General features: G+C 50.5%; 18 protein-coding genes. 7 read left to right on the top strand and 11 right to left on the bottom strand.

Annotation, left to right across the window (positions count from 1 at the left end):
• The first annotated feature begins 35 nt into the window (after positions 1 to 35).
• Positions 36 to 1,244, top strand: a complete 1,209-nt coding sequence (locus HZ996_01810; protein ID QTN37924.1) for an amidohydrolase family protein — start codon at positions 36 to 38, stop codon at positions 1,242 to 1,244.
• On the opposite strand, the gene HZ996_01805 is transcribed toward HZ996_01810, so the two are convergent.
• Together HZ996_01805 and queA are read right to left on the bottom strand one after the other, a co-directional pair.
• Positions 1,216 to 1,878, bottom strand: a complete 663-nt coding sequence (locus HZ996_01805) for a 2-C-methyl-D-erythritol 4-phosphate cytidylyltransferase (protein QTN37923.1) — start codon at positions 1,876 to 1,878, stop codon at positions 1,216 to 1,218. The two genes, HZ996_01810 and HZ996_01805, sit on opposite strands and share 29 nt — an antisense overlap.
• The gene (queA, locus tag HZ996_01800; protein ID QTN37922.1) at positions 1,878 to 2,927 is read right to left on the bottom strand and encodes a tRNA preQ1(34) S-adenosylmethionine ribosyltransferase-isomerase QueA; all 1,050 of its coding nucleotides are present in this window, start codon (positions 2,925 to 2,927) and stop codon (positions 1,878 to 1,880) included. Before queA ends, HZ996_01805 begins: the two co-directional genes overlap by 1 nt.
• 184 nt (positions 2,928 to 3,111) lie before the next feature.
• On the opposite strand from queA, the gene HZ996_01795 reads away from it, so the two are divergent.
• Positions 3,112 to 3,843, top strand: a complete 732-nt coding sequence (locus HZ996_01795; GenBank protein ID QTN37921.1) for a hypothetical protein — start codon at positions 3,112 to 3,114, stop codon at positions 3,841 to 3,843.
• Here HZ996_01795 and truB read toward each other — a convergent pair.
• From truB to HZ996_01775, 4 genes are read right to left on the bottom strand one after another with little or no spacing between them, the layout of a single operon-like run.
• A complete protein-coding gene (gene truB, locus HZ996_01790) occupies positions 3,840 to 4,541 on the bottom strand; it encodes a tRNA pseudouridine(55) synthase TruB (GenBank protein QTN37920.1) in 702 nt (233 codons plus the stop codon). The genes HZ996_01795 and truB overlap by 4 nt on opposite strands.
• On the bottom strand, positions 4,541 to 5,341 hold the full coding sequence (locus HZ996_01785) for an undecaprenyl-diphosphate phosphatase (protein QTN37919.1): 801 nt from the start codon (positions 5,339 to 5,341) through the stop codon (positions 4,541 to 4,543). The genes truB and HZ996_01785 overlap by 1 nt, the downstream gene beginning before the upstream one ends.
• Positions 5,338 to 5,586 carry a DUF3098 domain-containing protein gene (locus HZ996_01780; GenBank protein QTN37918.1) on the bottom strand — a complete coding sequence of 83 codons (249 nt, stop codon included), beginning with the start codon at positions 5,584 to 5,586 and terminating at the stop codon, positions 5,338 to 5,340. The genes HZ996_01785 and HZ996_01780 overlap by 4 nt, the downstream gene beginning before the upstream one ends.
• Positions 5,586 to 6,464: an ABC transporter permease gene (locus HZ996_01775; GenBank protein ID QTN37917.1), complete on the bottom strand. Its 879-nt coding sequence runs from the start codon at positions 6,462 to 6,464 to the stop codon at positions 5,586 to 5,588. The genes HZ996_01780 and HZ996_01775 overlap by 1 nt, the downstream gene beginning before the upstream one ends.
• Before the next feature lie 912 nt (positions 6,465 to 7,376).
• Here HZ996_01775 and HZ996_01770 point away from each other — a divergent pair.
• From HZ996_01770 to HZ996_01755, 4 genes are all read left to right on the top strand, one after another.
• A complete protein-coding gene (locus tag HZ996_01770) occupies positions 7,377 to 7,997 on the top strand; it encodes a gliding motility-associated C-terminal domain-containing protein (protein ID QTN37916.1) in 621 nt (206 codons plus the stop codon).
• Positions 7,998 to 8,058: 61 nt separating this feature from the next.
• Entirely contained in the window at positions 8,059 to 10,827 is a 2,769-nt protein-coding gene (locus HZ996_01765) for a leucine--tRNA ligase (protein QTN37915.1), read from the top strand.
• Positions 10,828 to 10,870: 43 nt separating this feature from the next.
• Positions 10,871 to 11,689, top strand: coding sequence for a DUF3108 domain-containing protein (locus tag HZ996_01760; GenBank protein ID QTN37914.1), 819 nt, complete (start codon positions 10,871 to 10,873; stop codon positions 11,687 to 11,689).
• An 81-nt stretch (positions 11,690 to 11,770) separates the two neighbouring features.
• Positions 11,771 to 13,066, top strand: a complete 1,296-nt coding sequence (locus tag HZ996_01755) for a peptidoglycan DD-metalloendopeptidase family protein (GenBank protein ID QTN37913.1) — start codon at positions 11,771 to 11,773, stop codon at positions 13,064 to 13,066.
• On the opposite strand, the gene HZ996_01750 is transcribed toward HZ996_01755, so the two are convergent.
• Together HZ996_01750 and HZ996_01745 are read right to left on the bottom strand one after the other, a co-directional pair.
• Positions 13,053 to 15,695, bottom strand: a complete 2,643-nt coding sequence (locus HZ996_01750) for a trypsin-like peptidase domain-containing protein (protein ID QTN37912.1) — start codon at positions 15,693 to 15,695, stop codon at positions 13,053 to 13,055. The genes HZ996_01755 and HZ996_01750 overlap by 14 nt on opposite strands.
• A gap of 50 nt (positions 15,696 to 15,745) precedes the next feature.
• Positions 15,746 to 17,626 (bottom strand): M1 family metallopeptidase, encoded by a 1,881-nt coding sequence (locus tag HZ996_01745; GenBank protein ID QTN37911.1) that lies wholly within the window; start codon positions 17,624 to 17,626, stop codon positions 15,746 to 15,748.
• Between the two features lie 70 nt (positions 17,627 to 17,696).
• On the opposite strand from HZ996_01745, the gene HZ996_01740 reads away from it, so the two are divergent.
• Complete coding sequence (locus HZ996_01740) at positions 17,697 to 18,062, top strand: phage holin family protein (protein QTN37910.1); 366 nt, start codon at positions 17,697 to 17,699, stop codon at positions 18,060 to 18,062.
• A gap of 36 nt (positions 18,063 to 18,098) precedes the next feature.
• On the opposite strand, the gene HZ996_01735 is transcribed toward HZ996_01740, so the two are convergent.
• The 3 genes from HZ996_01735 to yaaA are packed head-to-tail and all read right to left on the bottom strand — an operon-like array spanning position 18,099 to position 22,139.
• Positions 18,099 to 18,839: a TerB family tellurite resistance protein gene (locus HZ996_01735; GenBank protein QTN37909.1), complete on the bottom strand. Its 741-nt coding sequence runs from the start codon at positions 18,837 to 18,839 to the stop codon at positions 18,099 to 18,101.
• A 13-nt stretch (positions 18,840 to 18,852) separates the two neighbouring features.
• Positions 18,853 to 21,336, bottom strand: coding sequence for a tetratricopeptide repeat protein (locus HZ996_01730; GenBank protein ID QTN37908.1), 2,484 nt, complete (start codon positions 21,334 to 21,336; stop codon positions 18,853 to 18,855).
• A gap of 29 nt (positions 21,337 to 21,365) precedes the next feature.
• Positions 21,366 to 22,139 carry a peroxide stress protein YaaA gene (gene yaaA / locus HZ996_01725; GenBank protein QTN37907.1) on the bottom strand — a complete coding sequence of 258 codons (774 nt, stop codon included), beginning with the start codon at positions 22,137 to 22,139 and terminating at the stop codon, positions 21,366 to 21,368.
• Positions 22,140 to 22,146 lie beyond the last annotated feature (7 nt).

Here is a 22,146-nt window from a genome sequence, read left to right as displayed (position 1 = left end):
AAGGTAGGGTATTCGTGGTTTCGTAGCTTTGAAGCATGAAATTCTATACCGCCGATTGGGTCTTCACGGGAAAGGGCAAGCCTCTTCCAGAAGCTGTAGTGGCGGTAGAATCAAGCGGCCGAATTGCCGGAGTTTTTCCGAAGGGGGCCTCACGGCCCGATGCGCACATCGCCCCGACACGTCTCAAGGGTGTCCTTTCGCCGGGCTTTGTGAATGCGCATTGTCACTTGGAACTCAGTCACCTTAAAGGGCGAATCCCGGAGGGAACGGGGCTCCCAGATTTCCTGAACCACGTTTACACTTTACGGGAAGTTCCCGAAAAAGAAAAAGAAGAGGCGCGGAGGTCTGCAGAACAAGAAATGATCGACTCCGGTGTAGTCGCTGTAGGAGACATCAGCAATGTCGCGGACACCTTTAGTCAAAAAGCGATGAGCTCCATCGAGTACCACACCTTTATAGAGCTCTTTGACTGGAATCCGGAGCGGGCCCACCAGACCTACGAACGAGGCGTGGCCTTAAGGGCCAAGTATGAGGGAGTATTTGAAGGCCTGCACCGAACCGCGCACGTAAGCATTAATCCTCATGCGCCGTATACCGTGAGCGATAAGCTGTTTCAGCTCATGAATCACGGAGAGTACTGCGATGGCACCCCCATGACCCTTCACCATCAGGAGACCCCTGGAGAAAATGAACTCTTTGAATCGGCTTCCGGACCCATGGCGGATTTCTTGTCTCAGGTTCGGGGAAGGTCAGATACCTTCAGACCGCACCGAGCCAACAGTAATCAATATGTGGTGCCCCTTTTACCGCGATGCCAGAACATGCTCTTGGTCCACAACACCATGACCGAGCAAGCGGATTTGGAGCGCTCGCTTCAACATTCCAGCCGCTTTTTCTGGGTGACCTGTGCCCGAGCCAATTGGTACATTGAACGCCGCCTACCGAACTACGCCCTTTGGCGTGAGATGGGGCTGCGCATCTGCGTGGGTACGGATTCACTGAGCAGCAATTGGGATTTGAACTTCTGGAATGAATTGAGCTTCATCGACGAGCGCGTTTCCGATCTGCCTTTCGAAGAGCTTCTTCAATGGGCCACCTTGAACGGAGCTGAAGCTTTGGAACTAAAGCACCTTGGAAGGCTCGAAGAAGGAGCACGTCCGGGCTTGATTCACCTCGAAACCGACGGGAGCTTCAGTGCTGCATCGGTTCAAAAGGTTACCCCAATAAATACTCGGCCAGCTTAAGATCCTTCGGCGTCGTAATCTTGATGTTTTCCGGATTTCCGTCGACTAGGTTGACCTTAAAGCCCGCAGCTTCAAAAACACTGGCATCGTCCGTAAAGTCTTCGCGATAACCTACATCGTAGCAGGGCGCCAGCACGTTGTACCAAAAGCACTGGGGTGTCTGTACCGAACGGAAGTCCGAACGGCGAACCGCTTTATTTCCCCCTTCATCAATCTTTCGCAAGGAGTCCGTAACGGGAACTACAGGAATTGCTGAATTGCTCTTTGCGGCGGTTGAATAACAGCGATCCAAGGTTTCTCGGCTTACGAAAGGACGGACGCCATCGTGAATGCCCACAACCCCATCTTCCTCAATTTGGTCAAGACCATTCTTTACCGAATGAAAGCGCGTTTCGCCCCCAGCGGTCAAAGTGAAGGGTAAATCCCAACCGTATTCTCGGCAGAGCTGGTTCCAGTAGTCAAACTGATCCTTTGGCAGAACCAAGATGATTTCCATGGAAGGGTCGTAGTCGTAGAAGGTCTCCAAGGTGTGCATCAATAGTGGACGCCCTCGGAGGGGAATGAATTGCTTTGGGATCTCCGAGCCCATTCGGGTTCCCGATCCTCCGGCGACAATAACGGCGTATCTCTTCATTAGAGGATAAGCATAGCGTCACCGTACGTGTAGAAGCGGTATTCTTCTTTTACGGCTTCCGCATACGCCTCTTTAAGCAGGTCAAATCCGGCAAAGGCAGCGGTCATCATCATCAGCGTTGACTTCGGTGTGTGGAAGTTCGTGATCATGCTGTTCGCAATGGTGAAATCGTATGGAGGGAAGATGAATTTGTTGGTCCAGCCCGCAAAAGTGTTCAGGTGCCCGTCGGTGCTCACAGAACTCTCCACGGCGCGCATAACGGTGGTACCAACCGCGCAAATGCGACGCTTTTCATCAATTCCTTGGTTGACGATATCCACACAATCCTGAGGGACACTGATTTGCTCAGAATCCATCTTGTGTTTGCTGAGGTCTTCTACTTCCACCGGGCGGAAGGTTCCTAAACCTACGTGCAAGGTCAATTCTGGGAATCGAATTCCTTTGATCTCTAGACGCTTCAACAATTGCTTGCTGAAGTGAAGCCCGGCTGTAGGCGCCGCAACGGCACCTTCTTCCTTCGCGTAAATGGTTTGGTAGCGATCCGCATCCAATTCATCCGGTTCGCGATTGATGTATTTGGGAAGAGGTGTTTGACCCAACTCATAAAGCTTGCTGCGAAACTCATCGTAGCTGCCATCAAACAAGAAGCGAAGCGTGCGGCCTCGGGAAGTGGTGTTGTCGATGACTTCTGCCACCAAGCTATCATCTTCTCCAAAGTAGAGCTTGTTTCCGATGCGAATTTTACGTGCTGGATCAACCAATACGTCCCACAAGCGGCTTTCTTGGTTCAACTCACGCAGCAAGAAGACCTCAATACGTGCACCGGTTTTTTCCTTATTCCCGTACATGCGAGCAGGGAATACCTTGGTGTTGTTGAGGATCATGACATCGCGATCGTCAAAGTAGTCGATCACGTCCCGGAACAATTTGTGCTCGAATTTGCCAGAATCACGGTGGACGACCATGAGTCGACTCTCATCGCGATTTTCCGCAGGGCGTTCTGCGAGCAGTTTCTCAGGAAGGTCAAAATTGAAGTGCGAAAGCTTCATCTTCATAGCTTACGGGCTTTAAAGAGTTGGTAAAAAATGAGCGCAAATATACATTCCGGCGAGGGGGGTTGTCAAGTAATCCGCTGAAAAACACCAGAAAATAAGGCGAAAAGGAATTTCAATTCAATTTGAAAACTAATTATCTTTCTGAGCAGTTATCATATCCTAACGCAAAGCATTCGAAATGTTTGAAGGAGTAAACCTAGAAAGTGCTCTGTATAAAGAGCGCGCGAAGCGACTGAAGCAAAACCAAGACGATACGTTGTCTGCCTTCAAGGCCTTATTGGAAAGAGATGATCGACTGGACGAACAGATACTAGAGAATATTCTGGGCTCAGCCGGTGAAGGAGCTCCTGTCTTGAACATGGAGGAACTTCAGGCGGATCGCATTTACTCCATTGTGGACATCAAGAAGATCTGCGTGCAGTATCGCTTGCGCTTCTTGGATGCTAAGTACTTCAAAGGAGAGATTCCGAGTGAAGCCATTTCGAAGGTTAAAGAATTGCAGAAAGACCACAGCGTTGAGCTAGACGGATACAAAATCGTTGCCCCGGCAGAACTCTTCAATCTTAAGGAACGCGACAAGGATCCGCTTTTGTTGGTTCCAGTAGGTCAAAACCACTATTACTTGGTCCACAAATGGGGTGGGGAACTCAATGCCATGCGCCGCATTTTGAGCTGGCCACTTCAGACCTTTGGCAACATGGTCAAATTCGTATTTGCGCTCGCATTTACGATTTCAATGCTAGTGCCGCATCGCGTAATGGTCACAGATCCGGATATGGCGAGTTGGCCCATCCGAGGAATCTTGTTTTTCTGGTTGCTGATTGCCTTCAGTGCTATGGCTTCTTTCTTCACCTTGGCCATGGAAAAGAACTTCAATGATGCCGAATGGAATTCGCGGTACCGAGTCTAAGCTTCTAGCTGTTCAATAAATCCGCCTATAGTCATGGCGTCTTCGACGCGAAAATCACCGCTTCCCGTGCGTCGCAGTGAGGTGAGGTGTGCTCCGGAGTTGAGGGCCTGACCTATGTCGTGCGCTAAACTTCGGATATAGGTTCCTTTGCTGCATCGAACCACGAAAGAGACTTCAGGGAAGGCTTCCAGGTTCAGATCTAGGCTGTGGATGGAGATTTGCCTCGGGGGAACATCGGGCCGTAGGCCCTTGCGCGCTAAATCGTAAGCGCGCTTGCCGTCAATGTGAACCGCAGAGAATACGGGCGGCCGCTGCAAGATTTCCCCTAGAAATTGTTGGCGGACCAACTCTACTTTTTCTGGAGTGATGTGCTCCGTGGGAAATTCACGGTCGACCTCGGTTTCTAGGTCGTAGCTCGGAGTGGTTGCGCCGAGAAGGAAGGTGCCGGTGTACTCTTTTTCTTCGGCTTGGAACTGCTCAATTTCTTTCGTTTTCCGGCCCGTGCACAGGATGAGGAGCCCCGTTGCTAATGGGTCTAGAGTACCTGCATGACCAACCTTGATTTTTCGAAGTCCGTAGTGCTTGCGAATGACCCAGCGGATTTTATTGACCACTTGAAAAGAGGTCCATTCCAAGGGCTTATCGATCAGTAGGACGCGGCCTAGCTGATATTCATTGAGGTCTTGATCTGCGGACATTAGAGTAAGCTAACGGCGATGGCAATGGCGCCTACGGCAAAGCAATAAAAAGAGAAGTAGCGCAATTGGGCGCGTTTGACTAAGGCGATCATCCAGCGGCAGGCCACGACTCCGCTAAAGAATGCAGCGAGGAAGCCGATGGTCATGGGTAGGCTAGCGCCCTGGCTAATGGTCATTTCTCCGGTGGCCAGATCCTTGAGGTCGAGCAGCATTTTGCCGAGGATAAGGGGCACCACCATTAAAAAGGAAAAACGAGCCGCCTTTTCTCGGTCAATCCCTTGAAGGACCGCTGCGGAGATGGTTGCTCCAGATCGAGAGATTCCAGGAAGAATAGCGATGGCCTGTGCCACACCAATAATGAAGGCGTTCATGGCGCCTACGGGTTTGTCCGTGTTCTTGGCACGATCGGCCAAGAAGAGCAGACCTCCTGTAACGATGAGCATGGCTCCAACGAGTGTGATTTGTCCGCCGAAAAGCGCTTCGATTTGATCTTCAAGAAGCAGTCCGACGGCGGCCGCAGGAACCATGGAGACCAAAATGAAGGTGACAAATTTTGCCTCGTCATTCCATTGAAAGGTCATCAGACCCTTCAGAATTTCGTTGACGTCTTTTCGGAAAACGAGTAGGGTAGCCAGCGCCGTGGCGCCGTGTACCAAAACGGTAAAAAGGAGGCTTTCTTCGGGGACGGAACCTTCCCCGAAAAGGGCTTTAGCGAGTTCGAGGTGACCACTGCTCGATACGGGCAGAAATTCGGTCAAACCCTGGATAATACCCAGGATTAATGCCTCGAACCAATTCATTCAGACGTTGATTTAGACTTCGGACGCCACATGATGGCGTAGATCTCGATCGCAAATCCGATGATGATAACCGTAGGGGAAACCACGATGCGGCGCGCGCTGAAGATTTCAGGGTTGAAAACTTCTGGGTCTTCCGATCCTCCGCCCACCATGAGTAGGTATCCGATGGCCATAACCACCAATCCAACAATCATCAATTGATAATTGCGCTTTTCGAAAATAAAGTCCTTGTTTCTTTCTTCCATCAGAAATAGAGTTCGTCCGTTTTAAGGCGCAAGTACTTACGTACTGCAAAGAAAGTACAAATCCACGAGATGAAAACGCCGAGCAGGAGGGTCCCGCCGGCCAATGTCCCGAGCATTTGATAGTCGTCCACCACGACCAGGTCTGGTATGTTTCGCTCAATACCCACCAGCATACCGGCCAGCAATGCCAAGGCGATCACGGCCCCGATGACCCCCATGCGCACTCCACGCCACAAGAAGGGTCGTCGAATAAAGCGCTTGGTGGCCCCAACCAGTTGCATGGTTTTAATGAGGAATCTGCGCGAATAAATACTGAGTCGAATACTGCTGTTGATCAAGGCCACGGCAATCAAGGTCAGCAGCGCACTCACTGAGAGAATTCCGATGCTGATCTTGCGAATGTTTTCGTTCATCAATTGAATCAAAGGCTTGTCGTAGGCTACCTCCTGCACCAGGGGATGATCGCCCAGTTCATCGGCCACAACACCCAGGGTTTCTGAGGTCGCATAATCCGCCTTGAAGTACACGTCAATAGAATTGGAGAGGGGATTGAATCCCAAGAACTGCACAAAATCTTCGTCCAAGTCCTCTTTCAAGAGATCCGCCGCTTCTTCCGCACTGACATACTCTGTGGCCAAAACGTAGTCTTTGAGTTCAAGCGATTTTTGAAACTGCCGAACTTCCAATTCCTTGGCATCGGGCTTCAGCATTACGGTGAAGACAAAGTTCTCTTTGACGTGATCGGAAATGCGCTTGGCATTCAAGACCAAGAGGCCGAGCATGCCGATCATGAACAACACCAGCGATATGCTCACCACTACGCTCGCATAGCTGGAGCGCAGGCGCCGTTTCGTGTATTTGTCCATCTTGTTCGACATGCCGCTAAAGTAAGGGTTTTGAAGAAAGGCGTGAGGTAATGAAAAGTTAAAGTTTAACGCACGTTATCTCAGTCTATAAAGTCAACGGGAGCAATGTTTAAAGTGTACGGCCTAGTATAAAGAGGTGTAATTCAATGCTGAAGATCAACTAGTATCCATAAAAATCTTGAATATCTTTGGAAGTAGGGTTTATAGAAACGACGTGGTATTCACGGGAAAAGCCTACGGGTTTTACCTAAATGAAATCCCCGCTGGAGTATATCAACTAACCCTCCAGTACAACGACAAAAACGAGGTTCATTCAGTTGTAATCAAGTGATCATTAAAAGATCAATATTTAGAATAGTAATAGGTGTCGTCACAATGACGACACCTATTTGTGCTCAAAACTTGATTGTTAACCCTTCTTTTGAAGAATATAGCGTTTCGTGTGAGGATGTTTATGGCCAAGGGAGGATCTATGATGCATTAGGTTGGGAAAGAGCGCATCGCCATCTTGGATGGACTAGTGACTTGATAAGTCCATGTTCATGGACAGATGATTATAGGCCGCCATATACAATTCTTGGATACCAAGAACCAAAATATGGTTTCAATTATGCTCATGTTGCAACTGAGATAGGATGGTTTGGATCAACGGACAACTACGTGAATATTGAAACTATTCAGCCCACTTTGCTCATAGACCTAATACCTGGATAATGCTATACTCTAAAACTGGATATTAGCTTAACTGACAATTCACCTGAAGATTTTAATTTCGGATTGGATCTTTACTTTTCAAGTACAGACTTTGTTCTAGATTCAATGTTCAGGCCAAACATAACGCCTCAGCATTCCTTTTCGGAACTCGATAGCCTGTCACGGTCAGAGTGGGAAAACTTATCAACTAATGTTGTCATTCAAGACACTATGCGGCACTTAACGATTGGATGGTTCAACACACCTTTAGCATATCACGAAAATACTTTTTACAGCTTTAGTTATTTTATTGACAACTTCGTCCTGTACCCTTGCAATGCCCCGGTATACGTCGCCGATGCCGGTGAAGATGTAACCGTATGTAAAGGGGATTCCGTGGAGTTGACTTCTCCATACCGCAACGATGAATATATGTACTGGTGGGTGAACAGCTTCGGAGATACGATAAGCACCGAAAGAACCTTTTGGGTTGGGGATACCCCAAGCACCTACTACCTCGCTCAAATGGACTTTAAGTTTGATGTGACTTGGGATACGGTAAGCGTATTCAATAAATCGTGCTTAGAATTGGAGTTGCCCAACGTGTTTACGCCAAACGGCGATGGAGAAAACGAACTATGGAAACCGACAGGAAAGGACATTGAGCAAATGGACATCCAAATTTTCTCCAGATGGGGAAAACCAGTTTGGAGCTACAACGGAAGTTTTGAAGATCTTGCTGGCTGGGACGGTCATGAAGTCGCAGAAGGAACCTACTATGTGGTGGCCAAAGGCATTGGCAGTGACGGGAAAACCGTTGAAGAAAAAGGATCGATTACTCTGTTGAGGTAGTACAGAAGACGCAGTTTTGTTAAGGCGATTGAATACCTTTGCACCTTCAAAGAAATTGGAGATGAGCTACGATCACCGCGCCACCGAAGCCAAGTGGCAGCAATATTGGGCAGAGCAAAAGACCTATCAAGCACAGAACGGTTCTGAGCAACCTAAATTTTACGTCTTGGACATGTTTCCCTATCCATCTGGAGCGGGACTTCATGTGGGTCACCCGCTGGGATACATTGCCAGCGACATTTATGCGCGCTACAAACGACACAAAGGATTCAACGTGTTGCACCCCATGGGCTACGATAGCTTTGGTTTGCCTGCAGAGCAGTACGCTATTCAAACCGGGCAGCACCCAGCCATCACCACCGAAGAGAACATTGCCCGTTACCGCGGTCAGCTCGACCGCATTGGCTTCAGCTTCGACTGGGATCGAGAAGTACGTACCAGTGATCCGGCATATTACCGCTGGACGCAATGGATCTTCAAGCAGTTATTCAACTCTTGGTATGACAACTCCGCCGACCGCGCTCGCCCGCTCAACGAACTGATCGCTCATTTTGAAGAGCACGGTACGGAAGGCTTGGATGCCGCCTACGGCGAGATGCAAGAGTTTACCGCTTCGGCCTGGCGTTCGATGACGGCTGCCGAGCAGCAAAACGTCCTTTCCGAATACCGCCTTACCTTCCTCAGCGAAACTTGGGTAAACTGGTGCGAAGCCCTAGGCACCGTTCTGGCCAACGACGAAATTAAAGATGGCGTAAGCGAACGTGGAGGCCATCCCGTAACGCAGAAGCGTATGTGGCAGTGGAGCATGCGCATCACGGCATATGCTCAACGTTTGTTGGACGGACTCGATACCGTTGACTTCAGTGAGGCCCTCAAGGAACAGCAACGGAATTGGATTGGCCGCTCTCAAGGAGCACAAGTCTTTTTCGATCTAGACGGACACGAGGAGCAAATAGAAGTCTTCACCACGCGCCCCGACACCATTTTCGGAGTTTCCTTCATGGTCCTTGCACCCGAGCACGAGCTCGTAGCGCAAATCACCACCGATGAGCAGCGAAACGAAGTGGAGGCCTACATCGAGGCCACATCGCGCAAGTCTGAGCGTGATCGACAAGCCGATGTCAAAAACATTACCGGCGTCTTTACCGGGGCCCACGTTCTTCATCCATTTACCGGCGAACGGGTCCCTGTCTGGATCGGCGACTACGTCCTCGCGGGTTACGGAACTGGAGCGGTCATGGCCGTTCCTTGCGGCGATCAGCGCGACTATGAATTTGCCCGCCACTTTGGAATCGACATCCCCAATATTTTTGAGGATCAAGATATTTCTGAGGCCGCCTACGGCGAGAAGGAAGGGCGCATTGCTCAATCAGACTTTTTGAACGGGCTCGAGATTCCGGCAGCCATTGTTAAAGCGGTTGAAGAAATTGAGAAGGCCGGTCGCGGAAAAGGAAAAGTGAATTTCCGATTGCGCGATGCTATTTTCTCACGCCAGCGTTATTGGGGAGAGCCTTTCCCAATCTACTATCAAGACGACTTGCCCTTTGCCCTCAAGGACGAAGAGTTGCCTTTGACCCTCCCTCCAGTGGATGAATACCTTCCCACTTCAGACGGAGAACCGCCACTCGCTCGAGCGGCCAAAGAGGATTGGCCACAGTTCCACGGAGACCGAATGGAAACCAACACCATGCCCGGGTGGGCTGGATCGAGCTGGTACTTTTTGCGCTACATGGATCCGCACAATGAAGGGGAATTCGTCAGTCGCGAAGTAGCGGATTACTGGGGACAGGTGGACCTATACGTCGGTGGAAGCGAGCACGCCACAGGACACTTATTGTACAGTCGTTTCTGGACTAAATTCTTGTACGACTTTGGATACATCGGATTTGACGAGCCGTTCAAAAAACTCGTCAATCAGGGAATGATTTTGGGGACTTCGGCCTTGGTCTACCGCATCAACGGAACCAACACCTTCGTTTCCAAAGGTCTTGCGTCCGAGCATGAGACAACAGCCCTGCATGTAGACGTCAACATGGTCGAAAATGACGTACTGAATCTCGATCGCTTTAAGGCTTGGCGCAACGAATTTGCCGATGCTGAATTCATCCTCGAAGACGGTCAATACCTCTGCGGAAGCGAGGTTGAGAAAATGTCCAAGCGCTGGTACAACGTGGTCAACCCCGACGACATCTGCGATCGTTACGGTGCGGATGTGCTTCGGATGTACGAGATGTTCTTAGGGCCTATTGATCAGGCCAAGCCCTGGAATACGAATGGTATTAGCGGAGTGAGCAACTTCATTAAAAAGTTGTGGCGCTTGTACGTCGGCCCGGAGGGCCAAAATCTGGTGGTGGAAGACAAGGCCGATAAGAAGGAACTGAAGGCCCTGCATACCGCAATCAAGAAGATCAATGAGGACATCGTGAATCTGAGCTACAACACCAGTATCTCCAATTTCATGATCTGCGTGAACGAATTGAATGACCTCAAGTGCCACAAGCGTGAAGTTCTGGAGTCTTTGGCCATTCTGGTATCGCCCTTTGCTCCGCACATTGCGGAGGAGTTGTGGGCGCGCTTGGGACATGCGCCGTCCGTAACGACCCAGGCTTATCCGGTCCACGACGAAAGTGTTCTGGTGGAAGACAGCCATGAGTATCCGGTGATGTTCAATGGGAAGATGCGTTTCAAGCAAGAATTTTCATTGGCCCTTCCTCTGGCTGAGGTTGAAGCGGCGATTCGGGCCGATGAGCGCACCGAGAAATACGCGGGAGGCAATCCGATTAAAAAAGTGATCGTTGTGCCGAAGAAGATCATCAACGTCGTCTGCTGATTCCAATAATTCACTTTGGCACTCGTTTTGTACTTACGAGGTTATGAAACGACTTGCCCTACTTCTTTTACTCTTGCCGTTGGGAAGCCAACTGCAAACAACCCCGCCTCCTGCCGAGGAGGTCGCGCGCGTGGTGGGGGTTGATGAAGAGGGGATGCGCATGCTCCAAAATGATGCGTTCGAAGTCGGAGAATACCTGAAATACAGAATTCATTACGGCCTAGTGAACGCGGGAATCGCGGAGTTGAGGGTGTTAGAAGAAACCCGCGTTCACGGGCGGCCGACCTATCACATCGTGGGGACTGGAGGATCCGTTGGGATGTTCAACCTGTTTTACAAGGTGGATGATCGATACGAGACCTACCTCGACCGTTCGGCACTGGTGCCTTGGAAGTTCATTCGAGATGTCTACGAAGGGGGATATGAGATCAATCGCGAGATCGACTTTGACCATTATGTCGATTCGGCCTACAGCAGTAACGGGAAGTCCTATGCGACCCCGGAGAATGTGCAGGACCTTCTGAGCGCCTTCTACTACAGTCGCACCTTCGATGTCGATGGCATTCAGGTGGGGGACGAACTCGAGATCACGACTTTTCTGGACCACGAAGTCTTTCCACTGCGCTTGCGGTATATGGGTGATGACCTGGTCAAAACCAAGTTCGGAAAGGTGGAATGCATGAAGTTTCAGCCCATCGTATTGGTGGGTCGGGTCTTTAAGGAAGCTGAAGGAATGTATCTCTGGGCCACGAAGGACGAGAACCACGTTCCCGTTCGTCTCCAAAGCGAATTGCTCTTCGGGTCCATTAAAATGGATTTGATCGACTATGATGGGGTCCGCAGACCCATTGATTTCCAATAAGAAGTACTTATTAACGGTCAACCGTTCAAAAAGACGCTAGCTGGTGAAACAGGTGCGTTGATTTCCCGTTATTTTTGTCTTATGATCGGTGCAAAACAGCTTTTTGGGGCCCTGAGCCTACTTATTTTGGTTTCCTCCTGTACATCGTCCAAGAACGAGGGAGATGATTCGGGTGTGGAAGCGGATTCGGCTTCCGTTGAAGTCCGGGAGGAATTTGGAATCCCCGTGGACCAGTATGTGGTCGTTGAGGATAAAATCAAGAACGGGCAAAATTTGAGCGAACTGCTCTTGCCCTACGGAGTAGACTACCCCACCATCGATCGCATTGCACGCACTCCTCGTGAAGTCTTTGATATTCGCCGAATTCAAGCGGGAAAACCCTATAAAGTCTATTGTACTGAAGACAGCATCCTCCGAGCGGAGTGCTTTGTCTATCAGCCCACGCCGGCAGATTATGTTGTCGTCGATCTTCGAGATTCGCTGAATGTGTATCGGGGACAAAAAGAAATTGAGGTCCGGGAAAAGCACGCAGCCGGAGTCATTGAGAGTTCTCTTTGGAACGCCATGGTGGACAACGACATGAGCCCCGCACTCGTGATGGAGCTCAGCGCCATCTACGCCTGGACCCTGGACTTTTTCCGTGTCAAGAAAGGTGACAAGTTCAAGGTCATTTATGAAGAGAAGTATGTCGATGGAGAGTACTTAGGTGTTGGTCGCGTGCGTGCCGTAGAATTCGTGCACATGGGCGAGACCTACCCCGCGTACTACTTTGAGGAAGAAGAAGCTTTTGGAGATTATTTTGACGATGCCGGAGACAATCTGCGTCGGGTATTCTTGATGGCCCCCGTGGAGTACAGTCGGATCAGCAGTCGCTATACCAAACGCCGTTTCCACCCGGTTCAAAAAAGGTGGAAGGCACACCTCGGTACGGATTATGCCGCCCCTCATGGAACGCCCATTTACAGTACCGCAGACGGGGTAGTGACCAAAAGAGGATATACCCGCGGCAACGGTAACTACGTCAAAGTGCGCCACAACAGTACCTATGAAACCCAATACCTCCACATGAGTAAGTTCGTGGCGGATGTCAAAGTCGGCACTCGGGTCCGCCAAGGGCAGGCCATCGGATACGTCGGTTCTACGGGTTTAGCGACCGGTCCTCATGTGTGTTATCGATTCTGGAAGAATGGAGTTCAAGTGGATCCATTTAAAGAGGATCTTCCTCCGAGTGAACCTATTAAAGATGAAAATCGCGCTCGTTTTGACGCGCTCAAAGCTAGCCGTAAAAAACAACTCCAGGATATTCACTACCCTGGAGTCGTTGAAGATTTTGAATCACCGGAAGAGACGCCTATTGCGCTCTCTACTTCACAATGAAGCTCAGCCCCTTATTTCCTTCGGCACCGATCAGGTGCAGGTGATAGGTTCCGGTCGCCCAACCGCGGACATCGAGTGACCATTGGTTTGATCCGGCTTCCATACTGATGACGCCCTCGTACATCAATTGACCCAAGACATTTCTGACTTGAATTTGGAGCGATTCGTTTCGCGCTGATTCCCAGCGTAGATTCAGTTGTTCACTAGTAGGCTGCGGGAATGCTGTGAATCCGGCCAGCTGTAGGCTTTCCCAAGAAATATTGCTGACGACGTATCCAGAGGACAGTCCAATGCACCCACTTATGTCGGTGACCTGTACCGTATAGGTCCCGTTTTGCGTCACCAAATAACTGGATGTATTGGCCCCGCTGATCTGAACACCATCACGGAACCATTGGTACGTTCCACTTGCATTCGTGAATAGCGTAAAACCATTTTGACTAATCGTGGGTACGAAGGGGGCAGGATTGTTCAAGGTGTAGCTGTTCACCACCGAGCATCCATCGTTCGTGATGGTGCAAGTGTAGGTCCCGGCCAGAAGATTGAAAATACTGGCAGCATTACTTCCGTTGCTCCAACTGTAGGTGTAGTTGGTTCCAGTACCTCCGCTTGGGGCTAGCTGAATGGACCCGTCTGCCACATCAAAGCAGGTGGGGTCGTCCAAGCTGGGATTATCGCTGAACGAACATCCGGACATACAGAAGGGTACGGTTGCTTGAAGGTTAAACTGCCCGTTGTGGGAGGCCATCACTGCACCGTTTTGATCCAAGAGGTTGACATACCCCGATCCAAAAAAGCAACAGATGCCGTCGCCATAGGAGTCGTAAATGATGAAGTCGTAACAACCATCCCCAAGGCAAAGGACCTCCAAATGATTGGTGTTTGGATTGCTGTATGGCCCTCCTTGATAGATAACGGTTCCCACGGAATCCACAATCTCCCAAGTGGTTTCACCGGGGTAGTCGTCCGTTTGAATTTCCACCGTCATGGTGGTTCCGTTAGGGAAAGCTGTGAAGCTCAAACTCAAGGTATCGTTCAATGGGTTTCCGTCAACTCCTCCATTAGGCGCTGATACGGCTACAGTCAAAGTGTTCAATCCGTTGACCAACATCATGCTCGGAAGCGAAACGGTATCCGAGTCTAGCGTGAGCAAGCTTCCTGTCCACGACGAAGTTTGCCAGGGTGCTGCATTGATCTGGTAATGAACTTGTACGGAAGTCAGGGTGTCAAAGCCACGATTGGTAAACATGAGCTCTGGATCGGCGATGCTGTCACAGACAATGCTCCCAATTCCTAATATCTGCGTGCTGGAGGCATCTAGAGCCATGGTTGGGCTGTTTGGATCGTATCCATCCAGAGTGTCTACGGCAATATTCCCTGGATCCAACCAATCCTTCAATCGGGTGGAAGCACTGGTTCCATCCCAACTCACGTCGAAACGTCCATAGTAGTCATCGATGTTGTTGGAACAACTCGCGGTCCCTCCATAGAGCTGGCCAATGATGCGGTGATTCTGATCAAAAAGAGGCGATCCAGAACTGCCGGGCTCTGTAGTGCCATCTTCCCAATCGAGAATGTGCCAGCACTGTGCGCCACCCCATAGAGCTTGCTGTGCTGGGTCATCGTCGAAACTGATTTTTTTGATGTCTCCACTGGGATGATGGATAGCCACTTGTTCTATCGGTGTATTTCCGCTCTTGTCCCAACCGGCGTAGTAGACATTGTACGAAGCCGGAGGAGCGCTGGACAACTCGAGTAAGGCAAAATCAGAACCGCCGTTGCTCGCTCGAAGCGTGCTCCCCGAAACGGTCTGCATATTCGTTGGATTGGCATTCGCACAGGTCGGAGCTTCCCAATTGAACCGGAAAACCCAGTTCGCTACGCTTCCGCCCAAGCAGTGATCCGCCGTCAGGAAGTATGGCGTCCCATTGTTCGCTGTGTTATTGACCATTGCGCCGGTGCACGCACCATTTCCGCCGACAAGAATGATGGCAACAGAACGCTTTTCAACACTCCAGGGAACACCTACTGGACAATTGACATTGTTGTTGCAGGCCCCAGAGTCTCCGTATCCCTTGAACTTATCCAGCCCTCGATAACCGTAGGTAATGCGTTTGATACCCAATCCATGAATTCCGCTGATGGGCCCCGGATAGAAGTACTCGACAATCAGAGAGTCTCCTTCCACAACGTCGGTAGCAAGCGCACCGTGGGACTTGTTGTTCTCTTCGGTAAAAGCACCGCGGACAATTTGCTGGTCCGGTGTGTACATAAACACCCGAGCGCCCGCCGGCACGTTGTAATCTTCAAAAAGCAAGTTGATGGACACGGCTCCCGGTGCATGGATCCCCAATCGCCAAACGGTTCCCCCGGCCACTTGGGTTAGGGTCCCGCTGTTTCCGGGGTGATAATGGACGTCGTAGTTGACTCCAAAGCGCCAGGGTTGGGCTTTGTCTTGATCGTTCCGGTCATCCTGAGCCGCCAGTTGGGCCAAGTTTGGGGTAGGCGTGGTGACAAAAGAAGGTGCCCCCCATTTAGAACCAGAAGCCATGGGCTGCCCGTCATGAGCAATTTGACCCCATGCCAGAGTAGAGAGGAGCGCTGCCGCTCCTAGAAGTAGTAATCGCATGTTTGTGCCGTTGGGTTAATGACCTTCCCAATTTACGGCAATTCAAGAACTTACTCCTCAGACCAATCCAAGAGCGCGTCCATCGTTTGACGACTGACGGCGTGGTAGTTTGGACGGGCCTGTGCGTAAATGGCTCGAGCTCGATCTTTCGATGGATCCGCTTCGACGAGCGCCTTGTAGGTCGGTGTCAAGAATTTACGACGGCCCACTTCAATCAGGAAGCGCTCCACCCGCTCATCTGCCGGTGCATACCCGTTCGGAATGGTCTTTTGGAACCAAGCCGCGAGGATTTCATTATTTCCTGAAGTGGTGAATCCAAAGGTCGCGTCCAAGTCGGAGAGCTGGTCTACGGAGAGCTCATCGGGAAGGTTGCGAATAAAACGGAGCCACTCATGTGTGGTCCAGTTGTCGGTTATTAGCGTAGAAGCAGCCGCTCCTCCAGCAAAGTCGTTGATTTGCGCATCCACGGCTTCGAAATTTGCGGAGGCATACACCGGAGCGTTGTCCGGTAATCCAGGCCCGTAGATCCACTCCTCAATGCGCACTTCTTCACGGAGCGATGGCGTAGTCAACAGCTCGGCATTCACTTCTTCAATAAAGCGTTCAGTATCCATAACCTGGAACTTGTGACGCTCGAAGTAAGACTTCAAGAACGCGTCAAACTCCTCGCGCCCAACAGCCTTCTCGATGGTTTTCAAGAGGAAATTCCCCTTTTCGTAGGCAATGTCTGTAAGTCCGTCGTCTGGATCGCGTCCAGCCAAGTCCAATTTGAGGTGGGAATCATGACTGTCGCCCATTTCGGCAACCGTTCCTTCAAGGTCCTGACGTCCTAGGGAAATCAACATCTCCGCATAATTGCGTCCGCGTACAGCTTCCATAATGCGCTGCTCAAAATAGACCGTAAAGCCCTCGTTCAACCAGAAGTCGTTCCATGTGGCATTGGTCACTAAGTTTCCACTCCAACTGTGTGCCAGCTCGTGCGCGATCAGGGCGGTCAAGCTGCGGTCCCCAGCCAAAATGGTGGGCGTTGCAAAGGTCAATCGCGGATTCTCCATTCCACCAAATGGGAAGGATGGGGGCAACACAATGACATCATATCGGTCCCAAGCATAAGGCCCGTACAATTCTTCAGCAGCAATAAGCATATCCTCCATACGACCGAATTCCCAAGCCGCCGTATCCACCAATGATGGTTCGGCGTACACACCCGTGCGCTCACCAACCGGTTTGAAGACGATATCGCCTACAGAAAGTGCCATCAAATAGGAAGGAATAGGCTGGTCCATAGAGAAGGAATAGGTCCCGCTCTCGTTCCGTTCCGTTGGGTTCGTGGCACTCATCAAGGCCAGCATTGACGACGGCACGGTCACATCAGCCGTGTACGTGTAGCGTATTCCAGGACTGTCTTGTACCGGAATCCAAGTACGCGCCAAAATAGCCTGGCTTTGAGTGAACAAGAAAGGAAGTTCTTTCCCTGCCGTCTGTTCCGGATCCAGCCATTGAAGGGCGCGGGCCCCTGGGCTGGTTGTGTACTTCACCGAAACTTTCGAAGTGCTTTCCTCCAAGCCAATGCTCAAATAGGCTCCAAGAATTTCATCGTGATCACCCACTTCGAAAAGAAGCTCGCGACCATCTTGATCGGTGACCGATTCAATTTCAAGATCGTAGGTGTCTAAGATCAACTCGCGTGCATCTGCCTTTTTCTGAAGGTCATAAGTCGCCGTGGCTTCGATAACCTCGCGGTCGAAATCCACATTGGCTACCCAGTGCAAATGTTGGATGCGCGCCTCATTTGGACGAGCATAACTGTGCGGATCTGCGGGAAGTTCCATCATGGTTTCAGCCGTTTCGTTTTCAGTTTCTGTAGTGGAAGGGCTCGAGCAAGAAATGAGCCAGCCGCCCAAAAGGGCTATCGAAAGTGTTCTTAACATCGCTTGAAATTGTAGGTCGATCTTTATTGCGAGCGCTAAAAGTACTAAATTGAGGGCAACCTAATTGCCTATGAATTTCATTGTACGCCTTGTCATCTCTGCGGTCGCCGTGATTCTCACGAGCTACTTACTCGCTCCTCATGTTCAAGTGAGCAGCTTTTTCAGCGCCCTCGTCGTCGCGGCATTTCTCGCCCTGATGAACGTGACTATTAAACCACTTCTGATCATTTTAACCATCCCCATCACCATCATGACCCTGGGTCTATTCTTACTGGTGATCAATGCCGTAGTCATCGGATGGATCGGAAACATCGTCTCCGGATTTCACGTCTCGGGATTCTGGTGGGCTTTGCTCTTCAGCCTGATCTTGTCCGCCATCACGAGTATTCTCGAAAGCTTATCGGGCTCAGGGGAGCCGACAGATCGCAATTATTAAACAGAGCGCCTACGGCGCGATGCGACCTTCCCGATCTTACATCCCCCGTTCTTTCTGAATGGCCTCGTAGGCCTCTTGGACCTTCTGGAACTTCTCCTTTCCTCCTTTGCGAAGCTCTTCGTCTAGGTGCTGTAGCTTGTCGGGATGGTATTTCATGGCCATTTTACGATAGGCCTTTTTGACCTCTTCATTGGTGGCTGATTCATCGATCTCCAAGATCTTATACCACTTGTCCTTTTCTTCGTAGAACATCGCCTTGATGGAGGCCAAATCTCGAGCGTTGATGTTGAAGTAGTGGCCAATTTTCTCGATTTCCAGAACCTCTGGTTCCGTAACCTGCCCATCGGCCTTGGCAATACCGTACAGGAAGTGGATCAGTTGCAGACGCGAGGGGTGGTCCATGTGATGCTGAATCTGCATGGCCACCTGTCGGGTGCTGATGTCTCCCTTGTTGATGACGTTCTTAAAGAGTTTGAAGCTTTGTTCTGCGCGCTGTTTTCCGAACATGCGCACAAAGTGCTGGCGGACAAAATCAAGCTCTTTCTGATCGACACGACCGTCGGCTTTGATGACAATGGCCGATAGTACCAAAAGACTGACTTCAAAGTCACCGGACTGTGTCCCGCGTTGACCTGAATGGACGCGTTGACGGTAATATGCCTCAGCTTGCCCCTGGTTGTCGAAGTAGTTTCCAATGGCGAATCCGAAGATGGCTCCAATAGGTCCACCCAAGACCCAACCTAAACCGCCGCCAATCCATTTACTGTATTTTCCCATGATGGTATTCGTGTTAAGACGATACCGATACGTGCAAGTATTGCGCCAAGGCCGTGTATAGGTCGCTTTGTCGGGCGGGCTTCATCAGAAACTCATTCATCCCGATGGCACGTGCCTGTTTTTGGCGCTCTTCAAAGACGTCTGCAGAGAAGGCAATGATGGGCGTCTTTTGATTCAAACTCTCTTCCTGGCGCCGGATGGCGTGCGCTGACTCAAATCCGTTCATCTCCGGCATCTGCAAATCCATGAAGATGATGTCGTAGCGTTTTTCGCAGGCTTTCTCGAATCCAATGCGACCGTTACCGGCTATGTCAAGTTGGCATTTCGTCTTGCTCAACAGTTGCTTGAAGACCATCTGGTTCATGGTGTCATCTTCCACGAGAAGAACTTCGCCAGCGAGGCGTTGAGGATCCAAATCGCGGACGGTCTCAACAGGCCCTTCGGCCAAGGGCAGGTCAATGGAGAAGAAGAAGGTCGCTCCTTTTCCGGGTTTGGAATAGACTTCAATAGTTCCACCCATCTTTTCAATAATGCGCTGAGAGATGGTCAATCCCAAGCCCGTTCCGCCATAACGAAGGTGGATTTCTTCGGAGGCCTGCACGAATTCATGGAAAATCTCCTGTTGTCGATCCGACGCGATTCCGATTCCGGTATCCGTAACGGAGAATTTAATGGTCTGAGTGGATTCATCGTGCCGTAGGCACTCGGCCTCTAGGCTTACAGCACCCTCCCTACAGAACTTTTGAGCATTTCCCACCAAGTTGATCAAGACCTCACCGAGTTTCGGCGCGTCAGCCGTATACCACGATTGAATTTGCGGATCAATTTTTAGCGACCAGGTATTTTTCTGAGCCTCGGCCCGATGCAGGTTGGTCTGTTCGATGTTCTGCAAGAGTCGACGCAGGTCGAAAGGCTTAGGGACCAATTGGTATTCCTTGGTCTCCATTCGGGAGAATTCCAGGATTTCATTGATTAAGGCCAGGAGGTTTTCCGCACTCTCCGCTATGGCTTCGGCGTTTCTCCGGCCTTCGTCGTTGATGTGCGGCTGGTCAATGATTACGTCCGTAAGTCCCACAATGGCGTTCATCGGGGTGCGGATCTCATGAGACATCCGGCTCAAAAATTGGCTCTTGGCCAAGACACTGCTTTCCGCTTGATTCAGGGCTTTTTCCAGGGCGATGTTTTGGAGCTCGATCTCGTTTTTCTGAACCTCAATCCGCTCATTGACTTCCTTGAGCTTTTTGTTCTGGCGGTAGAAAATGACGCCAAAGATCACTGTAGCGATCAAAAGGAGACCAAAGGCCAAGGCGATTAATCCGACGAGCTTACTCCGTTGTTGTGCCGCAGTAAGTTCTTGCTGCTGTTCGATTTCCCGAATATCACGCTCCGCTTCTCCGAGCTTCATCAGCAAGTCTTCATCGTAAAGCCGGTCTTCTGAAGCATCCAAGAGCTCGTGATAGTTCAAGGCCGTCTCAAAATTGCCTTCCCCGCGATAGACCTCATATAGATCTTCGTAGACTTTGGGCAGCATATTGAGGTAGCGAATGCGTTCTGCGATCGGTGGGATGGACATGATTGTCTTTTCATACGATTCGCGCTTGCCCATTTTCTTGTAAATCTGCGAGATACTCCACAAAAAGTCGGCTTCGCGCATGGGTACTTCCTCTTGACGGGCGACGTTTAGACCAGCCTCATAGGCCTCTAGTGCCGCCGGAAATTCTCCGAGCCAGGTATGAGCTCGTCCCAGGCGTTCATAGGTATTCATGGTGCCGAAATAGGCCGAAATCGAGGTGTACCCGTTGAGGGCTTTGTTCAGGTAGTAAAGCGCAGAATCCCGCATGCCTTTTCGCGCATAGGCCTGCCCAATATGACTATAACTATGAGCTAGGCCGTCGCGGTTAGACTTTCTGATTCTCCTGATTTTGAGGGCTTCGAAATAGCATTTTAGAGCCTTCTCATAGTTTCCCTTTGCCTCTTCGATCATCCCGAGATTGTTCAAGGCCACCGTGCGAATATGGCCTTGGTCAATAATCGAGTCAATAGCCATACTCTGGCGATATAACTCTTCAGCCGCTCTCCAATTCTCTTGGTCGTAGAAGAGGTTACCCAACTGTATGCGCGCATAGCCTTCCGCAATTTTGTCTTCCAAGACCAAGGACATTTCAATACAGTCTACTTGGTGTTCGATGGCGCGTCCGTACATGCCCAAGTCCCGATACGAACCGGCAATTTGGGAGTGAAGATGCTGCAGGCGCATTGGGTCTTCCGTTTCCGGAAGCAGCCGCAGGACGAGTCGAATATTGTAGTAAGGTCCTTTGGCGTAGTAGTACGTGTGGTTGTTGTAATAAAGAGTGACATCCGAAGAATCAAGCTGTTCTTTGGCGAGAAGATCAACGGGTTCGGCGTGCGGCTGTGCCCCCTTTTGCCGTCCGGATTGGGCATAAGAGAGGATGGTCCAAAGAAGACTCAGGACGAGAACGAGGTGGCGCAGGTTCATGCTCCAATTTAGCAAAAAGACAATAGGAACTAGGCCTTTCTTGTAAAGACAGGACTGAGGTCTGAACTGAGTTCTTCGTTGTAGCTATAACCGTCAAGATTGAAGGCCTTGAGACCTTCCATTGTATCGATGCGTTCGGTCAATAAGTACCGCGTCATCATGCCGCGAGCTTTCTTGGCGAAGAAGCTCAGCATCTTGAACTGTCCATTCTTCCAATCCTTGAACTCGGGGGTAATGACCGTAGCATTCAGGCTCTTTTTATTGGCCCCTTTCCAATACTCCTGGCTCGCCAAATTGACGATGATTTGATCGCCTTGGGCTTCGAGATCCTCTTGAAGCAAACGAGCAATGGATTCACCCCAGAATTCATAGAGGTTGTTGGGGCGCCCCACTTTTAGCTTTGTACCCATTTCCAAACGGTAGGGCATCATATTGTCCAAAGGGCGAAGCACACCGTATAGGCCGCTCAGGATTCTCAAGTGATTTTGTGCGTACTCCAGGTCTTCTTCTTCAAAGTGCTCGTGTACGTCTAGGCCCAAGTACACATCTCCCTTAAAGGCGAAGATGGCTTGACGGGTTTGTTCCGGGTCAAAGGGGTATTGCCAATTACTGTAGCGCTCGGCGTTGAGTACTGACAGGTCTTTTGAAAGGTTCATCAGCTTTCCGAGCTGGCCAGCAGATTTCTTTTTCAATCGACCGGCAAGCTTTTGCGCCGACTCCATCAAACGAGGTTCCGAGTGCTTTTCTGTCCAAACAGGTGTATCGTAATCCAGCGTTTTGGCCGGAGAGATCAAAATCAACATGGGCGTT

This window comes from Cryomorphaceae bacterium, assembly GCA_017798125.1.
In the GTDB taxonomy this organism is placed as follows: Bacteria; Bacteroidota; Bacteroidia; order Flavobacteriales; family ECT2AJA-044; genus ECT2AJA-044.
This window is presented reverse-complemented; position numbering and strand designations above follow the sequence as displayed.

Excerpts from the sequence above, each read along its gene's own strand:
- HZ996_01810 (QTN37924.1), top strand. The coding sequence starts at position 36 with ATGAAATTCTATACCGCCGATTGGGTCTTCACGGGAAAGGGCAAGCCT.
- HZ996_01805 (QTN37923.1), bottom strand. The coding sequence starts at position 1,878 with ATGAAGAGATACGCCGTTATTGTCGCCGGAGGATCGGGAACCCGAATG.
- queA (QTN37922.1), bottom strand. The coding sequence starts at position 2,927 with ATGAAGCTTTCGCACTTCAATTTTGACCTTCCTGAGAAACTGCTCGCA.
- HZ996_01795 (QTN37921.1), top strand. The coding sequence starts at position 3,112 with ATGTTTGAAGGAGTAAACCTAGAAAGTGCTCTGTATAAAGAGCGCGCG.
- truB (QTN37920.1), bottom strand. The coding sequence starts at position 4,541 with ATGTCCGCAGATCAAGACCTCAATGAATATCAGCTAGGCCGCGTCCTA.
- HZ996_01785 (QTN37919.1), bottom strand. The coding sequence starts at position 5,341 with ATGAATTGGTTCGAGGCATTAATCCTGGGTATTATCCAGGGTTTGACC.
- HZ996_01780 (QTN37918.1), bottom strand. The coding sequence starts at position 5,586 with ATGGAAGAAAGAAACAAGGACTTTATTTTCGAAAAGCGCAATTATCAA.
- HZ996_01775 (QTN37917.1), bottom strand. The coding sequence starts at position 6,464 with ATGTCGAACAAGATGGACAAATACACGAAACGGCGCCTGCGCTCCAGC.
- HZ996_01770 (QTN37916.1), top strand. The coding sequence starts at position 7,377 with ATGCGGCACTTAACGATTGGATGGTTCAACACACCTTTAGCATATCAC.
- HZ996_01765 (QTN37915.1), top strand. The coding sequence starts at position 8,059 with ATGAGCTACGATCACCGCGCCACCGAAGCCAAGTGGCAGCAATATTGG.
- HZ996_01760 (QTN37914.1), top strand. The coding sequence starts at position 10,871 with ATGAAACGACTTGCCCTACTTCTTTTACTCTTGCCGTTGGGAAGCCAA.
- HZ996_01755 (QTN37913.1), top strand. The coding sequence starts at position 11,771 with ATGATCGGTGCAAAACAGCTTTTTGGGGCCCTGAGCCTACTTATTTTG.
- HZ996_01750 (QTN37912.1), bottom strand. The coding sequence starts at position 15,695 with ATGCGATTACTACTTCTAGGAGCGGCAGCGCTCCTCTCTACTCTGGCA.
- HZ996_01745 (QTN37911.1), bottom strand. The coding sequence starts at position 17,626 with ATGTTAAGAACACTTTCGATAGCCCTTTTGGGCGGCTGGCTCATTTCT.
- HZ996_01740 (QTN37910.1), top strand. The coding sequence starts at position 17,697 with ATGAATTTCATTGTACGCCTTGTCATCTCTGCGGTCGCCGTGATTCTC.
- HZ996_01735 (QTN37909.1), bottom strand. The coding sequence starts at position 18,839 with ATGGGAAAATACAGTAAATGGATTGGCGGCGGTTTAGGTTGGGTCTTG.
- HZ996_01730 (QTN37908.1), bottom strand. The coding sequence starts at position 21,336 with ATGAACCTGCGCCACCTCGTTCTCGTCCTGAGTCTTCTTTGGACCATC.
- yaaA (QTN37907.1), bottom strand. The coding sequence starts at position 22,139 with ATGTTGATTTTGATCTCTCCGGCCAAAACGCTGGATTACGATACACCT.